The 24,270-nt window shown below is 45.5% G+C and carries 24 protein-coding genes and 1 pseudogene; 10 read left to right on the top strand and 15 right to left on the bottom strand.

All coding sequences use genetic code 11. The features are described from left to right. Positions 1-38 precede the first annotated feature (38 nt). The 3 genes from coaD to ggt all read left to right on the top strand — a co-directional run bounded on the left by coaD (position 39) and on the right by ggt (position 2,535). A complete protein-coding gene (gene coaD / locus TOI97_RS10680; RefSeq protein WP_321554111.1) occupies positions 39-518 on the top strand; it encodes a pantetheine-phosphate adenylyltransferase in 480 nt (159 codons plus the stop codon). A gap of 87 nt (positions 519-605) precedes the next feature. Then, on the top strand, positions 606-857 hold the full coding sequence (locus TOI97_RS10675; RefSeq protein ID WP_321554110.1) for a YfhL family 4Fe-4S dicluster ferredoxin: 252 nt from the start codon (positions 606-608) through the stop codon (positions 855-857). Beyond that, on the top strand, positions 844-2,535 hold the full coding sequence (ggt, locus tag TOI97_RS10670; protein WP_407651346.1) for a gamma-glutamyltransferase: 1,692 nt from the start codon (positions 844-846) through the stop codon (positions 2,533-2,535). The genes TOI97_RS10675 and ggt overlap by 14 nt, the downstream gene beginning before the upstream one ends. Before the next feature lie 4 nt (positions 2,536-2,539). Here the strand turns inward: ggt and TOI97_RS10665 are convergent, their stop codons facing one another. The 4 genes from TOI97_RS10665 to TOI97_RS10650 all read right to left on the bottom strand — a co-directional run bounded on the left by TOI97_RS10665 (position 2,540) and on the right by TOI97_RS10650 (position 7,888). Next, positions 2,540-4,417 carry a Na/Pi cotransporter family protein gene (locus tag TOI97_RS10665; protein ID WP_321554108.1) on the bottom strand — a complete coding sequence of 626 codons (1,878 nt, stop codon included), beginning with the start codon at positions 4,415-4,417 and terminating at the stop codon, positions 2,540-2,542. A 527-nt stretch (positions 4,418-4,944) separates the two neighbouring features. Next, entirely contained in the window at positions 4,945-5,760 is an 816-nt protein-coding gene (gene mutM / locus TOI97_RS10660) for a bifunctional DNA-formamidopyrimidine glycosylase/DNA-(apurinic or apyrimidinic site) lyase (protein WP_321554107.1), read from the bottom strand. 2 nt (positions 5,761-5,762) lie between these two features. Next, positions 5,763-6,437, bottom strand: coding sequence for a fumarylacetoacetate hydrolase family protein (locus TOI97_RS10655; protein ID WP_321554106.1), 675 nt, complete (start codon positions 6,435-6,437; stop codon positions 5,763-5,765). Positions 6,438-6,493: 56 nt separating this feature from the next. Further along, complete coding sequence (locus TOI97_RS10650) at positions 6,494-7,888, bottom strand: FAD-binding oxidoreductase (RefSeq protein WP_321554105.1); 1,395 nt, start codon at positions 7,886-7,888, stop codon at positions 6,494-6,496. A gap of 208 nt (positions 7,889-8,096) precedes the next feature. Here TOI97_RS10650 and serA point away from each other — a divergent pair, with 208 nt between their 5' ends. Continuing rightward, positions 8,097-9,326 (top strand): phosphoglycerate dehydrogenase, encoded by a 1,230-nt coding sequence (gene serA, locus TOI97_RS10645; protein ID WP_321554104.1) that lies wholly within the window; start codon positions 8,097-8,099, stop codon positions 9,324-9,326. Between the two features lie 122 nt (positions 9,327-9,448). On the opposite strand, the gene TOI97_RS10640 is transcribed toward serA, so the two are convergent. Further along, complete coding sequence (locus TOI97_RS10640) at positions 9,449-10,060, bottom strand: 2OG-Fe(II) oxygenase (RefSeq protein WP_321554103.1); 612 nt, start codon at positions 10,058-10,060, stop codon at positions 9,449-9,451. A gap of 208 nt (positions 10,061-10,268) precedes the next feature. Here TOI97_RS10640 and TOI97_RS10635 point away from each other — a divergent pair, with 208 nt between their 5' ends. Further along, complete coding sequence (locus TOI97_RS10635) at positions 10,269-11,000, top strand: hypothetical protein (RefSeq protein ID WP_321554102.1); 732 nt, start codon at positions 10,269-10,271, stop codon at positions 10,998-11,000. Between the two features lie 222 nt (positions 11,001-11,222). Here the strand turns inward: TOI97_RS10635 and TOI97_RS10630 are convergent, their stop codons facing one another. Then, positions 11,223-12,161, bottom strand: a complete 939-nt coding sequence (locus TOI97_RS10630; protein ID WP_321554101.1) for a phospholipase BipL — start codon at positions 12,159-12,161, stop codon at positions 11,223-11,225. A 98-nt stretch (positions 12,162-12,259) separates the two neighbouring features. Here TOI97_RS10630 and TOI97_RS10625 point away from each other — a divergent pair, with 98 nt between their 5' ends. Both TOI97_RS10625 and TOI97_RS10620 read left to right on the top strand, forming a co-directional pair. After that, entirely contained in the window at positions 12,260-12,835 is a 576-nt protein-coding gene (locus tag TOI97_RS10625; RefSeq protein ID WP_321554100.1) for a DUF6436 domain-containing protein, read from the top strand. 88 nt (positions 12,836-12,923) lie between these two features. Then, entirely contained in the window at positions 12,924-13,613 is a 690-nt protein-coding gene (locus TOI97_RS10620) for a Crp/Fnr family transcriptional regulator (protein WP_321554099.1), read from the top strand. 21 nt (positions 13,614-13,634) lie between these two features. Here the strand turns inward: TOI97_RS10620 and TOI97_RS10615 are convergent. The 9 genes and pseudogenes from TOI97_RS10615 to TOI97_RS10575 all read right to left on the bottom strand — a co-directional run. Next, a pseudogene (locus TOI97_RS10615) lies at positions 13,635-13,814 on the bottom strand (zinc ribbon domain-containing protein); the annotation flags it as partial. A 265-nt stretch (positions 13,815-14,079) separates the two neighbouring features. After that, the gene (locus TOI97_RS10610; protein ID WP_321554098.1) at positions 14,080-14,850 is read right to left on the bottom strand and encodes a MetQ/NlpA family ABC transporter substrate-binding protein; all 771 of its coding nucleotides are present in this window, start codon (positions 14,848-14,850) and stop codon (positions 14,080-14,082) included. 49 nt (positions 14,851-14,899) lie between these two features. Beyond that, on the bottom strand, positions 14,900-15,565 hold the full coding sequence (locus TOI97_RS10605) for a methionine ABC transporter permease (protein ID WP_321554097.1): 666 nt from the start codon (positions 15,563-15,565) through the stop codon (positions 14,900-14,902). Further along, on the bottom strand, positions 15,562-16,572 hold the full coding sequence (locus tag TOI97_RS10600; protein WP_321554096.1) for a methionine ABC transporter ATP-binding protein: 1,011 nt from the start codon (positions 16,570-16,572) through the stop codon (positions 15,562-15,564). The genes TOI97_RS10605 and TOI97_RS10600 overlap by 4 nt, the downstream gene beginning before the upstream one ends. A gap of 83 nt (positions 16,573-16,655) precedes the next feature. Beyond that, entirely contained in the window at positions 16,656-17,546 is an 891-nt protein-coding gene (locus TOI97_RS10595; RefSeq protein WP_321554095.1) for a hypothetical protein, read from the bottom strand. Positions 17,547-17,659: 113 nt separating this feature from the next. Continuing rightward, positions 17,660-18,163 carry a serine protease inhibitor ecotin gene (eco, locus tag TOI97_RS10590; RefSeq protein WP_321554094.1) on the bottom strand — a complete coding sequence of 168 codons (504 nt, stop codon included), beginning with the start codon at positions 18,161-18,163 and terminating at the stop codon, positions 17,660-17,662. 76 nt (positions 18,164-18,239) lie between these two features. Continuing rightward, a complete protein-coding gene (gene znuB / locus TOI97_RS10585; RefSeq protein WP_321554093.1) occupies positions 18,240-19,025 on the bottom strand; it encodes a zinc ABC transporter permease subunit ZnuB in 786 nt (261 codons plus the stop codon). Next, a complete protein-coding gene (gene znuC / locus TOI97_RS10580) occupies positions 19,018-19,797 on the bottom strand; it encodes a zinc ABC transporter ATP-binding protein ZnuC (protein WP_321554092.1) in 780 nt (259 codons plus the stop codon). Before znuC ends, znuB begins: the two co-directional genes overlap by 8 nt. Next, positions 19,794-20,282: a transcriptional repressor gene (locus TOI97_RS10575; protein WP_321554091.1), complete on the bottom strand. Its 489-nt coding sequence runs from the start codon at positions 20,280-20,282 to the stop codon at positions 19,794-19,796. Before TOI97_RS10575 ends, znuC begins: the two co-directional genes overlap by 4 nt. Positions 20,283-20,330: 48 nt before the next feature. Here TOI97_RS10575 and znuA point away from each other — a divergent pair, with 48 nt between their 5' ends. From znuA to gcvT, 3 genes are all read left to right on the top strand, one after another. Continuing rightward, complete coding sequence (znuA, locus tag TOI97_RS10570) at positions 20,331-21,266, top strand: zinc ABC transporter substrate-binding protein ZnuA (RefSeq protein ID WP_321554125.1); 936 nt, start codon at positions 20,331-20,333, stop codon at positions 21,264-21,266. Positions 21,267-21,417: 151 nt separating this feature from the next. Beyond that, the gene (locus TOI97_RS10565) at positions 21,418-23,037 is read left to right on the top strand and encodes an ABC transporter permease (RefSeq protein WP_321554090.1); all 1,620 of its coding nucleotides are present in this window, start codon (positions 21,418-21,420) and stop codon (positions 23,035-23,037) included. Between the two features lie 128 nt (positions 23,038-23,165). After that, entirely contained in the window at positions 23,166-24,248 is a 1,083-nt protein-coding gene (gene gcvT / locus TOI97_RS10560; protein ID WP_321554089.1) for a glycine cleavage system aminomethyltransferase GcvT, read from the top strand. Positions 24,249-24,270: the final 22 nt, after the last annotated feature.

Genomic DNA, 24,270 nt, shown 5'->3' with positions numbered 1-24,270 from the left:
GATTGCAACACTTTTCTAACGCTTTAAAGGACGTCGCAATGAACCGTGTTTTGTACCCGGGAACCTTCGACCCAATCACTCGCGGCCACAGCGATCTCATTGAGCGTGCTGCGCGTATTTTTGATCATGTGATTGTCGCTGTTGCTGCTAGCCCGAAGAAAAAACCACTTTTTGAGTTGGAACAACGTGTCATTTTAGCTCAAGAAGTAACCGCTCACTTACCCAATGTAGAAGTGATCGGTTTTGATAACTTGTTAGCTCACTTTGTAAAAGAAGTTAATGCCAACATTTTAATGCGTGGTTTACGCGCAGTGTCAGACTTTGAGTATGAATTCCAACTCGCTAACATGAACCGTAAGTTAGCACCCGATGTGGAAAGTTTATTCCTTACCCCGTCAGAGAAGTACTCATTTATTTCGTCCACTTTAGTGCGTGAAATTGCTGCACTCAACGGTGATATTTCTGAGTTCGTCCACCCTGTTGTATCCCGTGCTCTGGCAGAACGCTATAAAAAATGATTTATGCCAAGCATGATCCCTCATGCTTGGTGCTGACTTAGATTGCGGCACACTCTGTGCCATCACTACTCTTATAGGAGTTGCTCCATGTCATTAATCATTACGGATGACTGCATTAACTGTGACGTCTGTGAACCAGAATGCCCCAACAGTGCTATTTCACAAGGTGAGGAAATCTATGAAATTGATCCGAACCTCTGCACTGAATGTGTTGGTCATTATGACGAACCACAATGTCAGCAAGTATGCCCGGTTGACTGTATTCCATTGGATCCAAATAATGTGGAAAGCCAAGAAGAACTGATGGAAAAATACAAAATCATTACTGGGCAGGCTTAATTATACAATGCGCTGGTTATCAACAATTGCACTGCATGTGCTTTTGCTATGGTCGGTTACAGCTACAGCTGCACAGCCTCCTAAACAAGCCTATGTCAGTAGTGCTCATCCTTTAGCCAGCGCAGCCGGTATTGAAATCCTTAAGCAAGGCGGTAACGCTACTGATGCAGCCATTGCAGTTACTGCAGCATTAGCCGTAGTTGAACCTTATGGCTCTGGTCTCGGTGGCGGCGGATTTTACTTACTCCGTCATGCTGGCAAGAAAACAAACTACCAATTTCTCGATGCACGCGAGCGCGCACCCTTAGCGGCACATGCAAACCTTTACCGAATAAATGGTGTAGTAAGCACAAAATTATCTCTAGATGGCCCCCTCGCAGCTGCCATTCCCGGTATTCCTGCAGCGCTAGATGAATTAAGCCAAAAACATGGCCGCCTCTCTTTAGCTGAAAACCTCGCACCAGCCATTGCACTGGCCCGTAATGGTTTTGCCATTGATAAGGTCTACCAAGAACGTGCAAGCTGGCGTTTAGCAGCTCTGCAAAAAGACCCAGAATCAGCCCGCATCTTTCTTGATCAACAACAGCTCCCAAAGACAGGCTGGATTTTACGTCAACCCGACCTAGCCAATACTTTAAGTCTGCTGGCTGCTCAGGGCGCAAAAAGTTTTTATCAGGGGCCTTTTGCCGAAAAACTGGTTCAAAACATACAAAATGCTGGTGGCATCTGGTCGCTCAAAGATTTAGCTCTATATCAAGTCAAATGGCGCCAACCACTCATTGTACCTTTAGCCGAACAACGCCAACTCATCACCGCACCGCCGCCCTCTGCCGGTGGCATTGCCATTGCACAAAGTTTGTTAATGCTACAACGTTTACCTTGGCAACAAGCCAAACCTGCACAACGTGCACATTACCTTGCAGAGGTCTTTCGACGCGCTTATCGTGACCGCAGTCTTTTAGGTGATCCTGACTTCATCAATAATCCCATTGATGCCCTGTTAGCACGCCAACACATTGTACAGATGGCCGATAGTATTCAAGTTGACCAAGCTACGCCAAGCAGCCATTTACCCCCCGGCTCAGTACTGTATGAAGGGGACCATACCACCCACTTTGCAATACTGGACCAACAAGGTAACGCAGTCGCAGCAACGCTTTCATTAAATATGATGTTTGGTGCGGCCTTTACTGTACCTGAAACAGGCGTGCTACTGAATGATGAAATGGATGACTTTGCTGCAGATGTACAAGGCAGTAATGCCTATGGTTTGATAGGTAGCCAAGTCAATTCAATTCAAGCAGGCAAGCGTCCACTGTCATCCATGAGTCCGAGCTTTCTGGAGGGACCGCATGAGTTTGCCGCGTTTGGCACACCCGGTGGCAGTCGCATCCCCAGTATGAATGTGCTCGCTATGCTGGAGTTTCTTAATGGCAAAGCACCCCAACAATGGGTTGCAAGCCCACGTATTCATCATCAGTACTTCCCCGATGTGCTCGGTTTTGAACCTGGCGCACTCACCGAGCAACAACAACAGCGCTTGGTAAAGCAAGGCCATGAAGTTAAGGAACTGACCCGCAACTACGGCAATCAACAAGTTCTATGGTGGCAAAAAGACTCAGGCCACAGCGCCGCTGCCAGTGACCCTCGTGGATCTGGTGCCAGCTTAAGTCACTGACGCTCTAATTGGAATAATGCATTTTTATGAGTGGAAACTCATCGTCGTCACCACCTAGGCGGCGCACTTCCCGCAAAAGTTCATTTTCACCAACCAAGCCCAATTGCAGAACGTTACGTAAGCTTTGTGTAATACGGCTAGCATAACCTAAATCATTCATCAGGGAACTGGCCTGCAAATTATCTAGATCTTGGCTGCGCACCTCACTAAAAATACGGAGTCGGAAGTCTGCATCAAACTTAGACGACTGCCCATCGACCCAATCTAAGCGGCTACGCCACACATCATCAGGTAAGTCTAAACGCCCCACCTCACGCACCTGACGTAATACCCAGAGCAAATGCCGACGTAAGTCCAAATAATGGCTGTGTACTATTGAGCTGTCGTCCCGCAAATAACGACCCATATTTTTCTGCAAATGCTTAGCATCTTTCACCGCATCTACCAACTGTAAGGCTACCACTTGGCAGGTCATCCAAAATTGCTGATGCTCTTCATCTAGATGCGCATCTAAGCGGCTCATAAAACCGAGGAGATCTGAATACACTCCCTTAATATGCCGTTGGTACAACTCCTCAGCATCCATACCATCTGCATCATCAGGCCGTGCATTTAAACGCGCCTCATCAACTTTAACATTAGAAAGCTGCTCAATCGGCTGATATAAAGCATGACAGATTACTTCTAAACTCAAGCGACCTAAGTGCTGTAACTCTTGCACCACTGCACGCGAAGCAGTATCCACGGAAGTTAATGCAGCATCGCTTAAATAACGTGCACGACTTTCTTGCGGCACACGCAACTCAACAACCGCGGTCCGCCCTGTTTTAAGGTCTGGAATCAGCACACTCGGCTCTGCACGATCCGGTAAAAACTTATACAACCAAGCCTCTAAATGATGCTGCCAAGGCCAAAATAAAACTACGCCAATAATATTAAATAACGTTTGAAACAATGCTAGCTGCAGCAAAGTGTTATCACCTGCTCCTAAAGCACCCATCACCCAATGTGATAACCAGGTCAGCGGGTTCAATAAAGCAAAAGTCACCAGCGCAGTAAAAAAGTTGAACAGCACATGAACCAAAGCCAAACGCTGCCCACCACGGTTGCCACCTAGCCAACCGACCACAGCTGTAGTTATGCTGCTCCCCACATTACCACCGATAGCGATAGCCATGGCTTGCCAAAGTTCAATTTGTCCTCCTGCTAATGCAGCTAACGCTAACATGATGGTTGCATGACTGGACTGTAAAACAGCAGTTAAAGCCAAACCAATAGCAATAAATATCAACTGGCTGAATAGACCACTCTCTACTTGCTCAGTCATATCAATGCTATTACCAAAAGCATTAAAGCCGCCCTTAATCTCATCAATTCCCATAAAAATAAAAGCAATACCTAGCACAATACGTCCAGCTGCTTTACTTTTAGGGCCATTGAAACCAGCGAGCACGCCAAATACCAGCAAGGGCAAGGCCAATGGGCTTAAGCTAAAATTTTGTCCGGCAGCTGCCAATAACCAAATGCCTGCACTCGCTCCCAAGTTAGTTCCTAATAAAATAGAAATACCACCGGCTAGCTGAATTAAACCTGTACTGATAAAAGCAATCGTCAATAAAGACATTAAGGTAGTAGACTGCAGCACCATAGTGCCACCGACACCAAATAGAAAACCTTTAAAGGGCGTAGCAGTGCTGCGCTCTAAAAGCTGTTCCAAGCGGCCTCCAGCAAGCTCTTTCAGCCCTTCCTCTAAACACTGCATCCCAAATAAAAACAAAGCCAAACCGGCACACAACTGTAACCAGCCGGAACTGTATAGAAAGCTCACGCCTAACACAGACAGAGCCAATATGGGCAGCAACAACGACTTCAACTTGTCCATACACTCACCAAAGCGCAGACCGTTAATTTGGAAAGCAGCATCTCACTTAGAGATACTGTTTAGGATGTTTTATACCTTTGATTGACATCCTCCCCGACCTAAAGGACGGAGATTCCTACTGCTAGACGACCATGTCCGGCCGCGAGAATGTTCCGTGCCGCGTTGATATCGCGATCGTGGGTGACACCACACCACTGCACGTCCATTCTCTTATTCCAAGCCCTGCGATACCTTTCGGCCTCGACCCGGGCAAGCTGCCACAACTCGAACAGGTTTGGGTGTGTATACCTCGTCAATGTCCTTAAAAACAATGCCTGCGTGAGCGCATTTATAGTCCAGCATTGTTTTTAATTGACCCCAGCCAGCATCTAAAACTGATCTTACGCGATTTTGATAATTTCATCGTAAACAGCAAGCTCTATGCATTGAACCTTACAGCGCCGCTATATAGATCATGCCTCACACTTAAGATGCGAGGTCTAGATCATGGATTAGATATTAAACGCACGGCACTAAGCCAGAAAGGTTTAATTTTGACAGCGAGAACAAAAGACGCTTGCGCGTTGCCCCAACTTCACTTCCCTTAATTCACGTCCACACACTAAACAAGGTTGTCCGGCACGACCATAAACAAAAAGCTTTTGCTGGAAGTAACCAGGTTTACCGTCACCACCGACAAAATCACGCAGCGTGGTTCCTCCCTGCTCAATAGCGACAGCAAGTACGCGCTTAATCTCCGCGGTGAGCTTAGCGTAGCGTGCTTTGGAAACACTACCCGCCTCACGCCGCGGATCAATACCGGCAGCAAATAAGGCTTCGGTAGCGTAAATATTACCTACGCCAACCACTATCGCATTATCCATAATGAACGGCTTTATCGACATACTACGACCACGGGAGCGCTCGTAAAGGTGGTCCTCAGAAAAAGCCTCAGATAACGGCTCGGGCCCTAATTTTTGCAGTAATTTATGCTGTAAGGGCGGCTCGCTACTCCATAGCATGGCGCCAAAACGACGGGGGTCGGTATAACGCAGGACTAATCCCGACTCTAGCTCAATGTCCATATGGTCGTGCTTTTCCACCGGAGTACCCATTTCAACCATTCTCAGGCTCCCCGACATCCCCAAATGACCAATTAAAGTCCCCACTTCTGCACCAATCAGCAGATATTTAGCTCGACGCTCCACACTGACGATTTTCTGTCCAGATAAACGTACGTCTAAATCTGCTGGGATTGGCCAACGTAACCGTGGATTGCGCACCACTACTCGCACAACCCGCTGCCCAATGAGGTGCGGAGCAATACCACGACGTGTGGTTTCAACTTCTGGCAGTTCAGGCACAGTTAGTTACGCTTAATCACAAAGGTTTTCAATTGCGTATGCCCCGGCAACTCCATGAACAACTCATCCCCTTCTTGCAATGGCCCCACTCCTGCTGGTGTCCCAGTTAAAATCACATCTCCAGGTAGTAATGAAAACTGGCCTGCAATATGCTGTATCAATGGAATAATAGGATACAACATTTCTGCACTATTACTGTCTTGACGCACTTCACCATTAATAGTTAAACGCACATCAATATCAGTAGTATCTGGCACCGTAAACCTTGAAACGAAAGGTGCAAGTACACAAGCCCCGTCAAAGGATTTTGCCACTTCCCATGGCCAGCCTTTCTTTTTTAATTTATCTTGCACATCACGCAACGTAAGATCTAGCGCTGGAGCAAAGCCTGAAATTGCCTCTAACACCTCGTCTTCATTCGGTTGACGCGATAAAGGCTTACCAATCAATACCGCAATCTCAACTTCATAGTGCACAGCACCTCGATCATGAGGAATATGGAATCCCCCTTCCGCAGATACCACACTACTACCGGGCTTAATAAACAATAATGGTTCGTTAGGAATAGGATTATTCAACTCTTTTGCGTGAGCAGCATAGTTACGCCCTACACATACCACTTTACCCGCAGGAAAATGAATACGCGTACCATCAGTGTACTGGTGTTGATAACTCATAGAAAACCTTCAAAATCTAAAAATAACTGGCTACCAAAATTAACCGGAAACAAAACTTAAACTGGGAAAATTTTACCTGGGTTCATAATGCCATTTGGATCGAACACCGCTTTAATTGCTTGCATATAAGCCACTTCTTCAGCTGAACGGCTGTAATGCAAGTAATCACGCTTAGTCATACCCACACCATGCTCCGCAGAAATTGAACCGTTGTATTTTTGTACCGTTTCAAACACCCACTGATTTACCACAGCGCACTGTGCAAAAAACTCATCTTTATCCAGATGATCGGGTTTCAGGATATTTAAGTGCAAGTTACCGTCACCGATATGACCAAACCACACCACTTCAAAATCGGGGTAGTTTTTCTCAACAATTTCGTCAATATCACGTAAAAATGCTGGAACCTGACCAACGGTTACCGAAATATCATTTTTATAAGGTGTCCAATGTGCAATGGTTTCAGAAATATATTCACGCAACTTCCACAGATTTTCTAACTGCTGCTCACTTTGGCTCATAACGCCATCTAATACCCAACCCTGTTCAACACAGTGCTCAAAAGTATTCAGAGCTTGCTCAGCCACTTCATCATTGATCGCTTCAAATTCAAGTAAAGCATAGAACGGACACTCTGTTACAAAAGGAGCCGGCACATCACCACGCGCCAATACTTTTGCTAAAGCTTTGTCGGAAAAAAACTCAAAGGCAGTCAAATCTAAACTGTTCTGAAAGGCATGCAAGACCGGCATGATCGATTCAAAATCAGGTGCACCTAAAACGAGTGCGGTAAGATTCTTAGGAGCGCGATCTAAACGCATTGTTGCTTCAACAACAAAACCTAAAGTACCTTCGGCACCAATAAAGAGCTGACGTAAATCGTAGCCTGTAGCGTTTTTAATCAAATCTTTATTAAGCTCAAGTACGTCACCTTTACCGGTAACGACTTTCATTCCAGCTACCCAGTTACGCGTCATGCCATAACGGATCACTTTAATACCACCTGCGTTGGTACCAATATTACCGCCAATTTGACTCGACCCTGCCGAAGCAAAGTCCACCGGATAGTACAACCCTTTATCTTCTGCAAACTCTTGCAACTGTTGAGTCACGACACCTGGCTGACAAACTACCGTGCGATCAACCTCATTAAAGGCCAAAATTTTATTCATATTATCGAACGACACGACCACTTCACCATTGGCTGCAACCGCCCCTGCAGACAACCCCGTTCGCCCTCCGGAAGGTACCAACGCCACTTGATGCTGATTGGCCCAACGCACAATTGCTTGTACTTGCTCAATGCTTTTAGGAAATACAATCGCTAAGGGCGCTGGAGCAAAATGCTTGGTCCAATCTTTACCGTATGCGTCTAAGGCATCCGCGTCAGTAAGTACTTTACCTGCATCAACAAGGGTTTTAAGCGCTTCAATTAGAGCGAGATCGGTCATTTTGTACACTCTCAAACTGTTCATGATCTGCCTGAAGACTCTTCACGTCATAAGGCTGGCTATTTTTTCTGCTGCTTATGGTAGCATGGACACCCCGCTAGTCGCGCCTCACGCCGATTCCCGGGCCGGCTTTTTTTATTTTGCCGTTCCGGTCAGTTCTCACTGTCCGTCAACTTGCCATTCACATTAGGACAACAGGTCTACGCAGATGAGTAAAACATCGCTTGATAAAAGCAAAATTCGTTTTCTTCTTCTTGAAGGTGTTCATCAGAACGCAATTGATACACTCAATGCCGCTGGATATACCAACATTGAGTATATTACCGGTGCATTACCAGAAGCAGAATTAAAAGAAAAAATCGCCGATGCCCACTTTGTAGGTATCCGCTCCCGCACCCAACTCACCGAGGACGTTTTTGAGTGCGCTAAAAAATTGGTTGCAGTAGGTTGCTTCTGTATTGGTACAAACCAAGTCGACCTCAATGCCGCTCGTGAGCGTGGTATTGCAGTGTTTAACGCACCTTACTCTAACACCCGCTCAGTCGCTGAGTTGGTCTTAGCCCAAGCAATTATGCTGATGCGTGGTATTCCACAGCGTAACGCTGCTTGCCACCGTGGTGGTTGGATGAAAAGTGCTACCGGCTCTTATGAAGTTCGCGGTAAAAAACTCGGTATCATCGGTTACGGCTCTATCGGTACCCAGCTGTCCGTATTAGCTGAAGCCTTAGGTATGGACGTGTACTACTACGACGTAATCGCCAAACTACCACTGGGCAATGCAACTCAAGTCGCTACTTTAGACGAACTGTTAGCAATGTCTGACATTGTTTCCCTGCACGTTCCTGAGCTGCCATCTACAGCTTGGATGATTGGTGAAAAAGAAATTCGCACCATGAAAAAAGGCAGTATTTTGATGAACGCTGCGCGTGGTACGGTCGTTGTGATCGAAGCCTTAGCTGAAGCAATCAAAGACGGCCACTTAGGTGGTGCTGCTATTGATGTTTTCCCAGTTGAGCCTCGTGCTAACGGTGAAGAGTTTGAAAGCCCACTGCGTGGTTTTGACAATGTGATCTTAACCCCACACATTGGTGGTTCAACTCAAGAAGCACAAGCCAATATTGGTCTAGAAGTTGCTGAAAAACTGGTTAAGTACAGCGATAATGGTACCTCTGTATCGTCTGTGAATTTCCCCGAGATGTCACTGCCTTCTCACCCAGGCAAGCATCGTATCCTGCATATTCACCAGAATATCCCAGGTGTTATGGGCGCGATTAACAAAGTATTTGCTGACAACAAAATTAACGTTTCTGGTCAGTTCTTACGCACTGACGAAGCCGTAGGCTATGTTGTCATCGATATTGACGCAGAGCATTCTGAACTTGCGTTAGGAAAGCTACAAGAAGTTGAAGGCACGATGCGCTGCCGTATTCTGTACTAAGTGCTATAGATTGCGCCAAAAAAAGGGGAGCTATTATAGCTTCCCTTTTTACTGCCTAACCTACCACTAGCGTAATTTTAGAACACCACTTAAACGAGACCTGTCTATTCAGTTTCGTTTTATTATGCCCGCCGCAAAAACCAGCCTGTAATCGATAAACGCTCGCGCTGCACAGGCAATACCTCGTGGGCTAAATCCGCAGACATAAACACTACTAATGTCCCCGCCTGTGGTGGTACTTCATGCACGTGCTCATGCTCTAAATAAATACGTAATTCACCACCATCCTCTGGTAACCAGTTGTCATTTAAGTACGCGATACAAGTTACTATACGGCGATCATCATCACGAAAACGATCCACATGCTTCTTATAAAAAGCACCTGGTGAATATAAAGCAAAGTGGCATTCCAACTCATCTAAGCCTAAAAACAAAGTTCGATTAAGTGCAGCTCGTAACTGCTCCATCAGCTCCAAATAACGATCAACTGCGGTATTTTGCCCCTGCTCTAACCACTGTATTTTATCGCCACGAATCCCCGTATTAACTGCTTTAGCATTGCCACGCCCAATACCAGCAGCTTCTAATTGACCTTTTTCTGCACGATGACGGCACTCTTCTGCCAGTTGCGCTGTCAGATCTTCAGGAGTAAAAGCTGCTTGCTGTGACCAACCCTTTGTTGCTAAGTCGTCCACGATCCGTTCAAATAACGGTGTGATTGCTAATGTATTCATTTTCACCACAAAAAAGAACTTAAGATGTACGCTATAAAAGCCGCCATTAACTGTGAGTCAGCTCACCTAATTATTAATTAACCTATATATACTGCTACAACCGCTGTGCAAAACCTTTTTCTTACATAAATGATAGCTTTAACAAAAACACTCTACATTTACGTAAGAAAAAGGTTTAACTTACAAGCTCTATTTATTGAGAATTTATATGCGCTATTTATTAACTTTTTGTCTATTTATCAGTAGCTTCAACAGCTTTGCTGATATATACGACAGCTTGTATGAAAAAGCTGGCTGGCCGCAACAACAAGCCCACTTTGCTAGCGCCGTGAAACACACTCAGCTTCGCTATCAAGACACACTACCTAATGTTATTTATCAAGCTTTAGTCGAAAATAGCAATCAACGCTTTGCTATTGAAGCGATGCATCAGCGCGGCCAAAAGGCTTTGCGACAACAATTGGACAATCCTACATCTGCTTTAGAGTTCTTTGAGTCGACCACAGGGAGGAAAGTTGTTGCCGCAGAAATTGCTGCCTCACATCCAGAACAACTCAACCATTATGCAGCAGGCTTACCTTTAATCCACGCAGAAGCTACACGGCGCTTATTAATCCGCCACCTCAGTCAAATCTTACCTGCAAGCCAAGCTGGCGCTGATGTATCCTTAGCCTTAGGCAGTGTAGCTGCAGACAGTCTCAGCCAAATGCTCCCAGGTCTCATGAGTACAGAGCAAACTAAGGCTCTACTTAATACGCAACGTCAGCGTTTAATCAACGAAATTGACACGCATATCGATAACACTTTACTGCATATTTACCGAAACTTATCCGATGCTGAACTGGAAGAGTTTGTTAATTTTGCACAATCTAATGCTGGACAAGCTTATTACCAAGCTGCTTTAAAAACCTTACAAGCTAGCTTAGGCGAGGAAACTTGATACCCTCCCTTAAAAGGATTAGAGATTCTTACTGCTAAACGGCAGTGAACGGCTGCAAGACTATTCTGAGCTGCGCGTATATCGCGACCCTGAACGATATACCACACCCTCTGCACGCTAACTCTCTTACTCCAAGCGCTGTAATACCCATTAGCCTGCTGTCAGGCAGTGCACTACAACAATTGCAAACTTAAGCTCGGCCACTTAATTGTCATAAAGCACTCAAGTCAACTCTTTACTTAAAAACATAAACATCGAATCACGCACGCTTGGACGTTCATTCACTAAGTGATGCCGCGCTTGAGGTAAACGTAAAATTTTGGGCTGATAAAACTTATCTGTTAGCACCTCTAAGTTATATTGCCAATCAACAGTCATATCAGCCTCACCTTGCACAATAATTGGACTGTGACGACTGGGTTGTCTTTGTTCAATATAATGAATCCATTGTGCTAAAGCCCCCACCCATGCAGTAGGTAGTATTCTGGCTTGTAAAGGATCCTGTTGCCGCACAAACTCAATAAATTTCTGATCACTAGTATTGTCTGAGTAACGCCGAGGAATACTGCTGCGAAAAGGTTTAATCAGCTGATATAAAAATTTAGATTGCTGCCATGCTCGCGGTCGAACCAATGGAGCTAATAAAATTGTCTGACCCAGTTCACTGATGGGCTGTTGAGTCAATAAATAATCTAGCGCAATTGCTGCACCTGTACTTTGACCAAGAATATGCCATGGCTTGGGTAGACCGAGCTGTAAAGCTTTCGCCAGCATCGCCTGCAGCACTACCTGATACTCTTGAAAACTATTGATGCTAGCTCTAGGCCCTGTAGATAAACCATGCCCAGGTAAGTCGCAAGACAATACAGCAAAACCTTGCTCTAATGCCCATTGAAAAACATTGCCATACAATCCCATGTGGTCATAATAACCATGCAAAACCAAAAGCGTTGCCACTGGTGCTACAGGCCGACATATTTGCATTGCAATGCGATAATCACCCACTTGAGCCATACCCAAGCGGCAATCCAAGTCACTATGAGTGTATCCATAATCAATTTGATAAAACCGACGCCATACCGATGCCAATACTGGATCAACACTCTGCCTATCTAACTCAGGCAACATACGTTGCAAAGCTTGTAGCTCGAATTTAAGCATCAATCGACACCTTTACTGAATCGTTCCTGCGACATTCTGTAGCCTATGGATTTTGTTCTGCTCATGGCACCCTATACTACCTTGTCTGTGTGATAGCTATGAAACGACTTACCGTGAAAAAAATACTGATAGGCATTGCTATTGCGCTGTGGTTAGGTTCCATGCTCACTGGTTTATGGTGGTATAAAACACGTTTTATCCGACCTTTCAGTGAAACCACCGCTGTCTTTAGCGGCCAAACATTGCGTTTACCCGAGAATATAGCAGGTGCTGGTAAAATTCGTTTTGTCCATTTTTGGGATCCAAGTTGCCCATGCAATGTGGGTAACCAGCAACACCTCGTGGAATTGATTGAGCACTACGCCGATGAAGTGGATTTTTATCACTTACAAAAACCTGGCAGCCATGGCCAGCTGCCAAAAGCATTAAGCAGTTTGCGCCACCTCAGTGGTTTACCAGGAACAGAACAACTGCCTGCCAGCCCTGCTGTAGCTATTTGGAATCGTGTTGGAGAGTTGTCCTACTTTGGTCCTTACAGTGAAGGTGCCGTATGCAATTCTAGCAACAGTTTTATCGAGCCTATTTTGAATGCACTCATTGAAAACCGACCAGTGGCCGCCGCAAACACCCTAGCAGTGGGCTGCTTTTGTGACTGGAATCACAAAATTAAGTAGTTTAACTACAAAACATGCTAGAATACCTGCTCTTATTTGGGTGCAGCAGAGAGTATCTACTCTGCTGCAGCTCTGGAGCACAGGAATAATGGAACCGCACCCACTATACCAAAAAATATTACGTGACCATCACCTTTTTTCAGCGCTCAACGATACTCAGTTAAAACAACTACTCAATGAGAGCCAGCTCATTAATTTAGAGAAAGGCGACTACATATTTCGCCAAGGTGAACCTTGTCATCATTTCTGCTTTATTGTCTCCGGTAGCGTTAAAATCTATCGCCTAACACCTGATGGGCAAGAAAAAGTATTTGAAGTCCTTGGCGCGCATCAAACCTTTGCTGAAGCCATGATGTTTATGGGACAAGGCTGCTATGTGGCAACAGCACAAGCGGTATTACCGACCCAGTTGCTGATGATATCTAACACAGCTTACACCCACTTATTACGCATAAACCCCGATGCATCCATGGCCTTGTTAGCTGAGCTATCGACGCGTATTCATCAACGCTTAAACGATATTGAAATACTTTCGTTAAAAAATGCAACTCACCGAGTCATTCGATATATTTTATCGCAAGTATTACGAGCATGCGCACATTGCAATACCGACAGTTTTGAACTGCCAGTTGCTAAGCGTTTAGTAGCCAGTCACCTGTCCATTCAGCCCGAAACTTTTTCTCGTATTATTCATCACCTCAGCGATGAAGGGATTATTCGTGTTGAAGGTCGGTTGATTTGTATTTTAGATCGTGACCGTTTAGAAAGCTACGAGTAAGCATTGACATCCTCCCCCGACCTAAAGAACGAGGATTCCTAGTGCTAGACGACCATGCCCGGCCGTAAGAATGTTACGTGCCGCGTTGGTATCGCGATCGTGGGTGACACCACACCCACTGCACACCCATTCTCTTATTCCAAGTCCTGCGATACCTTTCGGCCTCGATTCGGGCAAGTTGCCACAACTCGAAAAGGCTTGAGTGGTGTATGCCTAGTCAATTTCTTTAAAAATATGGTAGACCTGCCCGCTTTTCCATTGCGCTGCACCTGTATTGACGGGTATCCAGCGTGAGGGCATACACCGCCTGATTTGCACCAGTAAGAGGTTAAGGGGCTGCTTACGCAGCCTTCGCTATAAACACACTGCTTTAAATAAACAAGGCGCTCATGCTCTACCGCCTTAAAGAAATTAACGTATAGGCCGCTGCCCCTAATTATAGGGAACAGCGGCAACATAAATGCTTTTAGAAAACAGGAACGACCGCACCTTGGTACTTCTCATTGATAAAGTCTTTTGTTGCATCACTGCGTAGAGCTTTAACCAACTTCTGTACGGCTTCACTGTCTTTATTGTCTTCGCGTGTCACCAGAATATTTACATACGGTGAGTCAGCCCCTTCGATCGCCAAAGCATCCTCACTTGGATTAAGGCCTGCTTCTAAAGCGTAGTTAGTATTGATTAAAGCCAAATCAACCTGATTTAAAACTCGTGGCAAGGTCGCTGCTTCTAACTCACGCACTTTAACGTTCTTCGGATTATCGGCAATATCACGTGGCGTTGCAGTAATCCCTGCGTCTTCTTTAAGGGTCAGTACACCTGCTGCTTGCAACAATAACAAGGCGCGGCCACCATTTGTTGCATCATTAGGAATAACAACATTAGCGCCTTGCTTTAAATCATCCAACTGAGTCACTTTGCTAGAGTAAGCACCAAAGGGTTCAATATGCACCCCTGCAACACTCACCAAAGTGGTACCTTTCGTTTTATTAAATTCATCCAAGTATGGCTGATGTTGAAAGAAGTTCGCGTCTAAGCGCTTTTCCGCCACCTGTACATTCGGCTGCACATAATCAGTAAAGACTTTAACGTCGAGCTCTACACCTTGCTCAGATAAAGTTGGCTTTAAAAACTCTAAAATCTCAGCATGGGGCACAGGTGTTGCTGCAACTTGTAAAGGTTCAGCTTGTACAGCAAAAGCGCTCAAGGCGGCTAAAGCCAATAATGTTTTTTTCATAAATGCTCCAAAATGTGAGTGATATGCCGCTACTGGGCTTGTTTTATGGTCACTTTCTTGAAAACCGTAACACAAGACGATCGCCAACACTTTGTAAAACCTGCACCAACAATAACAGTAAAACCACAGTCACAACCATAACATCAGTTTGGAAACGCTGATAGCCAAAGCGAATGGCTAAATCTCCTAAGCCGCCAGCTCCTACTACACCGGCCATCGCAGTATAAGACACCAAAGTAATAGCCGTTACTGTCGTTGCAGCAATAATGCCAGGGCGTGCTTCCGGCAATAAAGCATTAAAAATAATCTGTCGAGTACTGGCTCCCATCGCTTGAGTAGCTTCAATAATCCCGCGATCCACCTCTCGTAATGCGGTTTCCACCAGCCGCGCAAAAAACGGTGTTGTCCCAACCACCAGTGGTGGAATTGCTCCTGCCACGCCCAGTGATGTACCTGTCATAACCACTGTAATTGGAATCATGACTATCAGTAATATAATAAAAGGCAATGAACGCAACACGTTCACTACAAAAGATAAAGTGGCATAAAAAATACGGTGTTCAAACATCTGTCGAGGGCTCACTAAAAATAGCAAAATACCCATCGGCAATCCCAGCAACACAGTAAATAATAAAGATCCGCCTAGCATTAACAGCGTATCAACTGTAGCCAGCCAAATTTCATACCAATCAATATTTATCAGCAACTCACTCATGGGCGTAAAACCTCGACATGCACACCGGCATCACGTAATTGTTGTTCAGCCAATTGTTCTTTACCACCGGTTAACGCTAAGGTGAGCTGACCACAGGCCTGATCTTTAATTCGACCAATACGGCCCGCTAAAATACTGTAGTCCACTCCTGTCTCTCGAGCCACCTTTCCGAGTAAAGGCGCATAGGTGCTCTCCCCCAAAAAAGTTAAACGCACAATGCGTCCACTGACTTTTTGATACTCCTCCTCACGAGAGATATCCGGATCTTCTTCAGACTCTTGGACAAAACGTTGAGTGGTTTCATGCTTTGGATGTAAAAATACATCACTGACCTGACCGCTCTCAACAATCACACCCGCATCCATAACACCAACACGATCACAAACACGGCGAATCACATCCATTTCATGGGTGATCAACACAATGGTTAACCCCAACTCTCGATTAATCTCAACCAGCAATTGCAGAACCTGTGCTGTAGTTTGTGGATCTAAAGCACTGGTGGCCTCATCACATAACAGTATTTTAGGATCAGTCGCTAAAGCTCGTGCAATCCCTACTCGTTGTTTTTGTCCGCCCGATAACTGTGCAGGATATTTATTGGCATGCTCACTTAAGCCAACACGACTCAACAGTTCTGTTACGCGCTGTTTAATCTGCACACCACTCAGCTCTCCAGCCAGTTTTAAGGGCATAGCCACATTATTCGCTACAGTTTTTGAAGAGAGCAAATTAAAATGCTGAAAAATCATGCCAACACGTTGCCGAAAACGACGCAAACCTTGGGCATCTAATGCAGTCACATCGATACCATCAACAATAATCCGTCCACCACTCGGCTCTTCTAAACGGTTGATCAAGCGTAATAATGTACTTTTACCGGCACCTGAGTGACCGATAAGACCAAAAATCTCACCGGGCTGCACTTGTAAGCTGGTTGGCTGCAAAGCAGTAATACTTTGCCCATTTACGGCATAAGCTTTATGCACATCCTGGAATTCAATCACGGTTTAACCTTATTAGGGCGATGTGAACAGTGAATCAGCATCGCTTATCGTTGAAAGCCCCGTAAGAGCTTAAGTTAAAGTGTTTACAATGTGATATTCGGAGTAATAATCAGCTGAGCTGGTTGATCACTGCGAATCACTTCCCGTAAACGCGGTTTAAAATTAGCATCCAACTTTTTAACTCGCGTCGACAGCAAGGCGGCAACCCAATGAAAGTCTCGAGTATCTACTACTTCTATAGTGACAGTCGCACGAAACCGCACCACATCCTGCGCAACATCATCTAATAAGCGGCCTAAACTGTAATTATTACGCTGACTGAGCATGGGCATGGGTATCACTGTTTGCTCAGCATTCGGGTCAATCATGCTTGACTTTGCTTTACTGCGCTGAAATATAAAAGGTTCTATCACTGTTTGAGCAGGTTCTGCTATATCAGACACTTCCGAAGCAGACTCTACGTCTTTGCCCCCAGTTGTAGGTTCTGCATTTGCTTTTGGCTTGCTCACAACTGAGGTTGTTTTAGTTGTTGTTTTTTTACGCGGTGCAGGCTGCTTCACAGCTTGAGGTACATCTTTAGCCGGCGGAGTTTGCGCTTTCATTAACGCTTCACTGAGGCCCGTCGTTAATGCCGGTGCTTGTGGCAATAAGCGTTTAGCTTGAATTAAGGCAGCACTGGCTGTTTCCATATCAGACATCTGCAATGCTTGCTCACCAACAACTAACCAAGCCTGTGCCAAATGCTGCTGCAATATTTCCACACGCGGCTCATCAGGATAAATCACCTGTAACTCATCTAGCTGCTGAGCGGCTAAATCCAATTGCTTATTTTCTAAACGATTTGCAAAAAGTAACTCTGCATCAGCCAACTCATTGAACACGGGCTTGGTAAATAAGTCCATTGTGCTCTGGCACGCAGTTAAAGCGCCAATAAAACTAAAAATCAATAAATAGCGGCCTAAAAACCGTGGCATACAATATCCCCCAAGCAACAAAACAGCGAGCAGTCTACACTGCTCTGGAATAATGCAGAAGATGTCTTGTTTCACTGCTTGGGTTAATCGTTGATTTCTGGCCGTTTATTGAATCACTGCTGCACTGCACGCTCTAACTGATTGCTACCTTTCCAGATGCGATAACGCACTTCAAGATGCTCAGGGGCATACACCACAATAGGTAGTTTGCTGTTGTAACCTAGCGTAAAACCGTCACTCTGTACCGGAACAAAAGCTTCTTTTACGGTTCCTTCAGGGCACGCCATCATCGTGCTGATGGGTCCATTTACATCCCCTACCTCATAATAGGTATAACCCCAACCAGGCAGGTCTTTAGCAGTTAATGAAGCCGTTAAGCCACGAGTATTACAGTCGGTCTGCATTACTTGCCCCGGTACAAGCTCAACTTTCAGTAGATCTTCTTGATTTTTCTTATCCAACCAAATGACATGACGTGTTTGACCAGCCTGAGCTGCAGGATAAGGGGCCACATCCTCTAATTTCATCATTTCTGCTCCACTATTTGCCATGGCAGTACAAGCCGCTGTAGCGACAGAGAACACTGTGACGAAAGTGAGCGTCAGTATTTTTTTCATTCTAAGACTTCCTTAGGATTTAAATGCTATGAAGGTTTGGACTGCACTCAAACTTGACAGTTCCACACCAAAATTATCAGCGGCGACGCGGCACCATAAAACTCACTAAAAACAAAGCAGCTGCACAAACAACAATAGAAGGCCCTGCTGGTGTGTCGTAATGCCATGACATCGCCAATCCACAGCATACTGCCAACATACCTATTACTGTTGCACCTGCAACCATTTGCTCAGGACTACGTGCATGGCGCTGCGCCGCGGCGGCTGGAATAATTAACAACGAAGTAATTAATAAGACGCCAACAATTTTCATCGCCACGCCAATGACCAATGCCATTAAAACCATCAGCACTAGGCGTAACTTCGCTACTGGTAGACCTTCCACCTGTGCTAGCTCTTCATGCACAGTAATAGCCAGTAGTGGGCGCCATAACACTAGCATGCACAACAACACTATGAAGCTACCAGAGCCAATCCAAACCAAATCCATCGCGCTCACTGCTAATAAGTCACCAAATAAGTAACCCATCAAATCGACCCGCACCGAGTCCATAAAACTTAAAGTAACCAAGCCAAGCGATAACGTACTGTGAGCTAAAATTCCTAAAATAGTGTCTGAAGCTAAAGGCTGGCGGCGCTGTAAAGCAACTAGAACAAAAGCCAATAGCAAACAACCCACAATGACAGCTAGCGCCAAATTGATATCTAACAACAAGCCAATGGCCACACCAAACAACGCTGAATGCGCTAAAGTATCACCAAAATAAGCCATGCGTCGCCACACAACAAAGGAACCCAGCGGCCCAGCGACTAAGGCAAGGAGTAGTCCTGCACATAAGGCATATAAAAGAAAGTCAGGCATGTGTGCAATCCGGCCCATGTTCGTGAATTTGTGGTGTTAAAACACAACCATGCAGGTCATGTTTATGATCATGATCGTGGTAATACACAGCTAAATCACTCGCAGCACGGGAACCAAATAATTCAATAAAGGCTGGATCCCCACTCACCTGCTCTGGATGACCAGAACAACACACATGACGGTTTAAGCAAATGACACGATCTGTGTCACGCATCACCAAATGTAAGTCATGGGAAATCATAAGAACACCGCAACCATAGCGCCCTCGCAGTCGACCAATGAGTTGATACAATTCAAGCTGACCATTGACATCAACACCTTGCACAGGCTCATCCAATACTAACAATTGAGGCTTACGCAATAGTGCACGTGCTAAAAGCACACGTTGTAATTCCCCTCCGGAAATACGCTGCAAAGGACTATTCAATACTTTTATGGCACCGACTTCTGTCAAAGCATCAACTACCTGCTCGCGACTCACACCTGGCACTAGGCGCAAAAAACGCAGCACAGACAGCGGTAAAGTGGCATGCACTTCAAGTTTCTGCGGCATATAGCCAATGCGTAAGTGGGGTGCCCGCCACACTTTTCCAGTATCTGCCTGCAACAACCCTAGCAAAACCCGAACCAATGAAGTTTTACCGGAGCCATTCGGCCCCACTAAAGTAACGATTTCACCCGCAGAGATGTCTAAACTGACATCATTTAAAACATTTTGCTCAGACAGAGAAAGATTTAAATGTTCAGCTTGTATAAGTAATGATGCGCTCATGCCGACTCTCGACAAAAACTGCAAGCACCAAAAACCTCAACCATTTGCGTGTCCACCGAAAACCCCATAGCAGTTGCCTCTGTCGCAATGGCCGTATCTATAGCTGTATGCTCCGCGAGCTCATAAGCATTGTGGCACTTTTTACAGATCATGAAATAGCCTACGTGCGCCACTTCTGGATGACGACAGCCGATATAAGCATTAAGCGAAGCCAATCGATGAATTAGGCCGTTTTCTAATAAAAAGTCCAAACCCCGATACACCGTAGGCGGTGCAGCACGACGACCATCCTTACGGCTTAACATATCTAAAATATCGTAAGCACCTAAAGGCTTATGACTTTGCCAAACCAACTCTAAAACCCGCTTACGCAAAGGTGTTAAACGTACACCGCGCTGTGCGCACACCTCTTCAGCAGACTCTAGAGCCTTACTGATACAGTGATCATGGTGTTCTGATTCGCACAGCATTATTTTTTTCAACATAACTGCAGCATCCTTCTTAAAGAGATGTTATTATATAACTCTTTACCGATGGAGTGTACTCTAGTGTTTCGTTTCCTGTTGATCATTTACTTATCGTCATGGGCCCTGAGCGCACAAGCGCAAGTGCACATTTTAACTAGCATCAAACCATTACAGCTAATTGCAGCAGCTATTCAGGAAGGTCAAGGTGAACCTGAAGCACTCTTACCGTCCGGTGCTTCACCACATTATTTTGTTCTACGCCCCTCCGATGCGAAACGCTTAAATCAAGCCGATTTATTTTACTGGGTTGGTCCTGATTTAGAAAACTTCTTACCACGGATGCTTAAACGTCGCAGCCAACCTAGCATTGCTGTACAAGAACTGCCCCAATTGCACTTACAATACTTTGCTGACAGCCATGAGCACACACACGACCAAGCTCATGCCTTGACCGAGCATGATCACGATCACCGCCCTGGAACAGTTGATACTCACCTTTGGCTATTACCTCACAACGCTCTCGTCATAGCACAGCGTATGAGTGCTGACCTTAGCGCGCTGGACCCCAAAAATGCCGACCATTACGCTGCTAATCTCAAAGGCTTTACCCAGCGTATAAAGCAATTGGACCAACAACTGAAACACGAATTGAAACCTTTACAAAATCAACAATTTTTTGTTTTTCATGAAGCTTTTAACTACTTTGAGCAAGCCTATGGCTTAGCACATACAGGCGTATTTGCTGTGTCCAGCGAGGTACAACCTGGGGCTAAACATGTTAATCAAATGCGTGCCCGCCTAGAAGCAGCTGGACCAAGTTGTGTATTTAGTGAACCCCCTCTGCAACCACGCTTAGCGCAAACCTTAGCATCCGGATTACCTGTACAGTTAGCGGAGCTCGACGCCTTAGGCGCAGACCTTGATGTCAGCGATAAAGGCTATGAGCAATTACTAACAAACTTAGCCAAACAGTTTTCAACTTGCTTATCTACCTTGAAGTAGTTTGGTTAATTCCCTGCTGAGTATTGCTCATAAAAAGCACACAAACTGTCTAGCAAGCCATGCAATATAAAAGTATAAAACGCCAAAATTAAATCTGGCGGTTATACTGCACTGCGTTGCTTATAGCTTTACTGATGAAACGAGGTTTTTTGTGGCACTCCCTGCACAACGTCGCTGGTATCCCATTGCGCTATTTTTTGCTGCGCTTGTCTGTTTGCCGATCAGTGTTTTATTACTGAGTTGGCACTCAGTGGATACTCAAATTTGGAGCCATCTGTGGGAAACACAGATGCTGCGTTTAATTTCCAACACCTTAATTTTAATTAGCGGTGTCGGTATTGGCGTGGTAGTGCTAGGCGTTAGTTTAGCTTGGCTTACAAGCCTCTGTGAGTTTCCAGGACGGCGTTGGCTGGATTGGGCACTCATGCTCCCTTTTGCAATTCCCGCTTATGTATTGGCCTTTGTATTTGTTGGTCTATTAGACTATGCCGGCCCTGTACAAAGCTTAATGCGTGACTGGCTTGGTAGTGGAATAGAGTTTCCTCGTGTTCGCTCGACCGGCGGGGTGATTATTGTTTTCACCTTGGTTTTTTACCCTTATGTATATTTATTAGCTCGTACCGCATTTCTCGCACAAGGCAAAGGCTTTATGGAAGCTGCGCGCGTCCTCGGATTAAGCCCCTGGCAAGCATTTTGGCGTGTAGCCTTACCCGTCGCACGCCCAGCGATTGGTGCAGGTGTTGCCTTAGCCCTCATGGAATCCTTAGCCGATTTTGGTGCCGTATCTGTATTTAACTTTGACACCTTCACCACTGCTATTTATAAAACTTGGTACGGTTTTTTCAGCTTATCTAGCGCAACACAATTGGCTAGCTTACTGTTACTTTTCGTGGCTATTTTAATTTTTGCAGAACACCGTGCCAGCGGCGCTATTCGACCAAGCAATGAACGGCCACGAGGCAAAGCACTCTACACTTTACACGGTTGGAAAGCCGTTCTTGCCTCAACTTGGTGCAGTTTGGTGTTTTTGTGCGCTTTTGTAATCCCTATTTTGCAACTCTTAGCTTGGTTTTGGCAGAGAGGACGCTTCGACTTAGATGAGCGTTATGCCGCTCTCATTACACACACCTTGTATTTAGGTTTAATGGCTGCTGCCTTAACGGTAACTGCAGCTTTACTGCTCTCCTTCGCAAAGCGTATGACCGCCACACGCCGTATGCGAGCACTGGTCGGTTTTGCCAATCTGGGTTATGCCTTACCGGGTTCAGTTTTAGCTGTCGCCATTATGTTGGCTTTTAGCTATTTAGATGAGCATGCTGTTATCCCTTTGTCCACTTGGCTTGGTGGCTCCGGCCGACCTATCTTATTGGGCAGCTTAAGCGCGCTACTGCTTACTTATGTGATCCGTTTTATGGCCGTAGCTTACGGCCCACTTGAAGGTGCTTTAGCACGTATTAAGCCTTCACTACCAGAAGCTTCACGCAGTTTAGGTGTCAGTGGTGTAGGGTTATTCCGCCGTGTATATTTACCCTTATTACTACCTGGCAGCTTATCTGCAGCGCTACTGGTGTTTGTTGATGTACTGAAAGAAATGCCTGCCACTCTACTGATGCGCCCTTTTGGTTGGGACACTTTAGCAGTGCGTATTTTCGAAATGACCAGTGAAGGTGAGTGGGCACGAGCATCTCTCCCTGCACTGACCTTAGTGCTTGTTGGATTACTACCAGTAATCTTGTTAATCCGCCGCTCTGCACACCGGCCAGGGCACTAACTACAGTTTTGATAAACACAGGCTATACTTATGATCATCGGTGCACTTTTTACAAACGATAGCTACACTATGCACCGAGTGAATTACCCACAGGTACAAACACTGCGTTTGACCGGTTAGGAGATCCCATGGGATTGCGTACCCCCCTGTATGATATGCACCTGGCCCTCGGTGCAAAAATGGTTGATTTTAATGGCTGGGATATGCCATTACATTACGGCTCGCAAGTGGAAGAACATCACCACGTACGCAACGAATGCGGCGTGTTTGACATCTCTCATATGAGTATTTTTGATATTCAAGGCGCTCAAGCCCAAGCATTTTTGCAGTACTTACTGAGCAATGACGTTGCTCTGTTAAAGTCAATCGGTAACGCTCAGCACAGCATTATGCTCAATGAGCAAGGTGGTGTAATCGATGACTTAATGGTGTTCCGCACTGAAACAGGTTATCGCCTTATCAGTAATGCAGTAACCCGCGAACGAGTCCACAGTTGGTTAGAACAACATGCTACTAAGTTTGCTTGCACAGTAGTGTTACGCACAGACTTATGCTTATTCTCGATTCAGGGCCCAATGGCTCGCGAGCGTTTATCCCCCATTTTAAACTCAACGCGTGCGAGCATTATTCAAAATCTACAACACCACCAAGCAGCACAAGATGATGATTGGTTTATTGCCTGCACGGGCTATACCGGTGAAGATGGTATTGAAATCACTTTACCTGCAACTCAAGCCACAGACTTTATTAATGAACTAGTCGGTGCCGGCATTTCACCGATAGGTATTGGGGCCCGTGATACGCTGCGCTTAGAAGCAGGCTACAACCTGTATGGTTTTGACACAAACGAACACATATCACCACTGACTGCAAATTTAGAACACCTTATTTGTTGGGAGCCCGAATCACGGGATTTCGTTGGTCGTCAAGCTTTACAAACACAAGCCAAGCAAGGTGTTAGCGAAAAGCTAGTGGGCTTAGTATTAGAAGAGCGCGGTGTATTACGAGCCGGTCAACCAGTACGAATTGATAATCAAGTCAATGGTGTGATTACTAGCGGAAGTTTTTCACCAACCTTAGGCAAAGCTATTGCACTTGCTCGTGTGCCTTTAAACACGGAAGAACGAGGAGAAGTAGAAATTCGTCGAAAATGGTTCCCTGTACGTGTCGTAAAACCATGTTTCGTACGCAATGGCAAAATTCTCATTTAACCTTGTATGCAGCACCTCAATA

The organism is Denitrificimonas halotolerans, from assembly GCF_034259425.1.
GTDB classification, from domain to species: domain Bacteria; phylum Pseudomonadota; class Gammaproteobacteria; order Pseudomonadales; family Pseudomonadaceae; genus Denitrificimonas; species Denitrificimonas halotolerans.
This window is presented reverse-complemented; position numbering and strand designations above follow the sequence as displayed.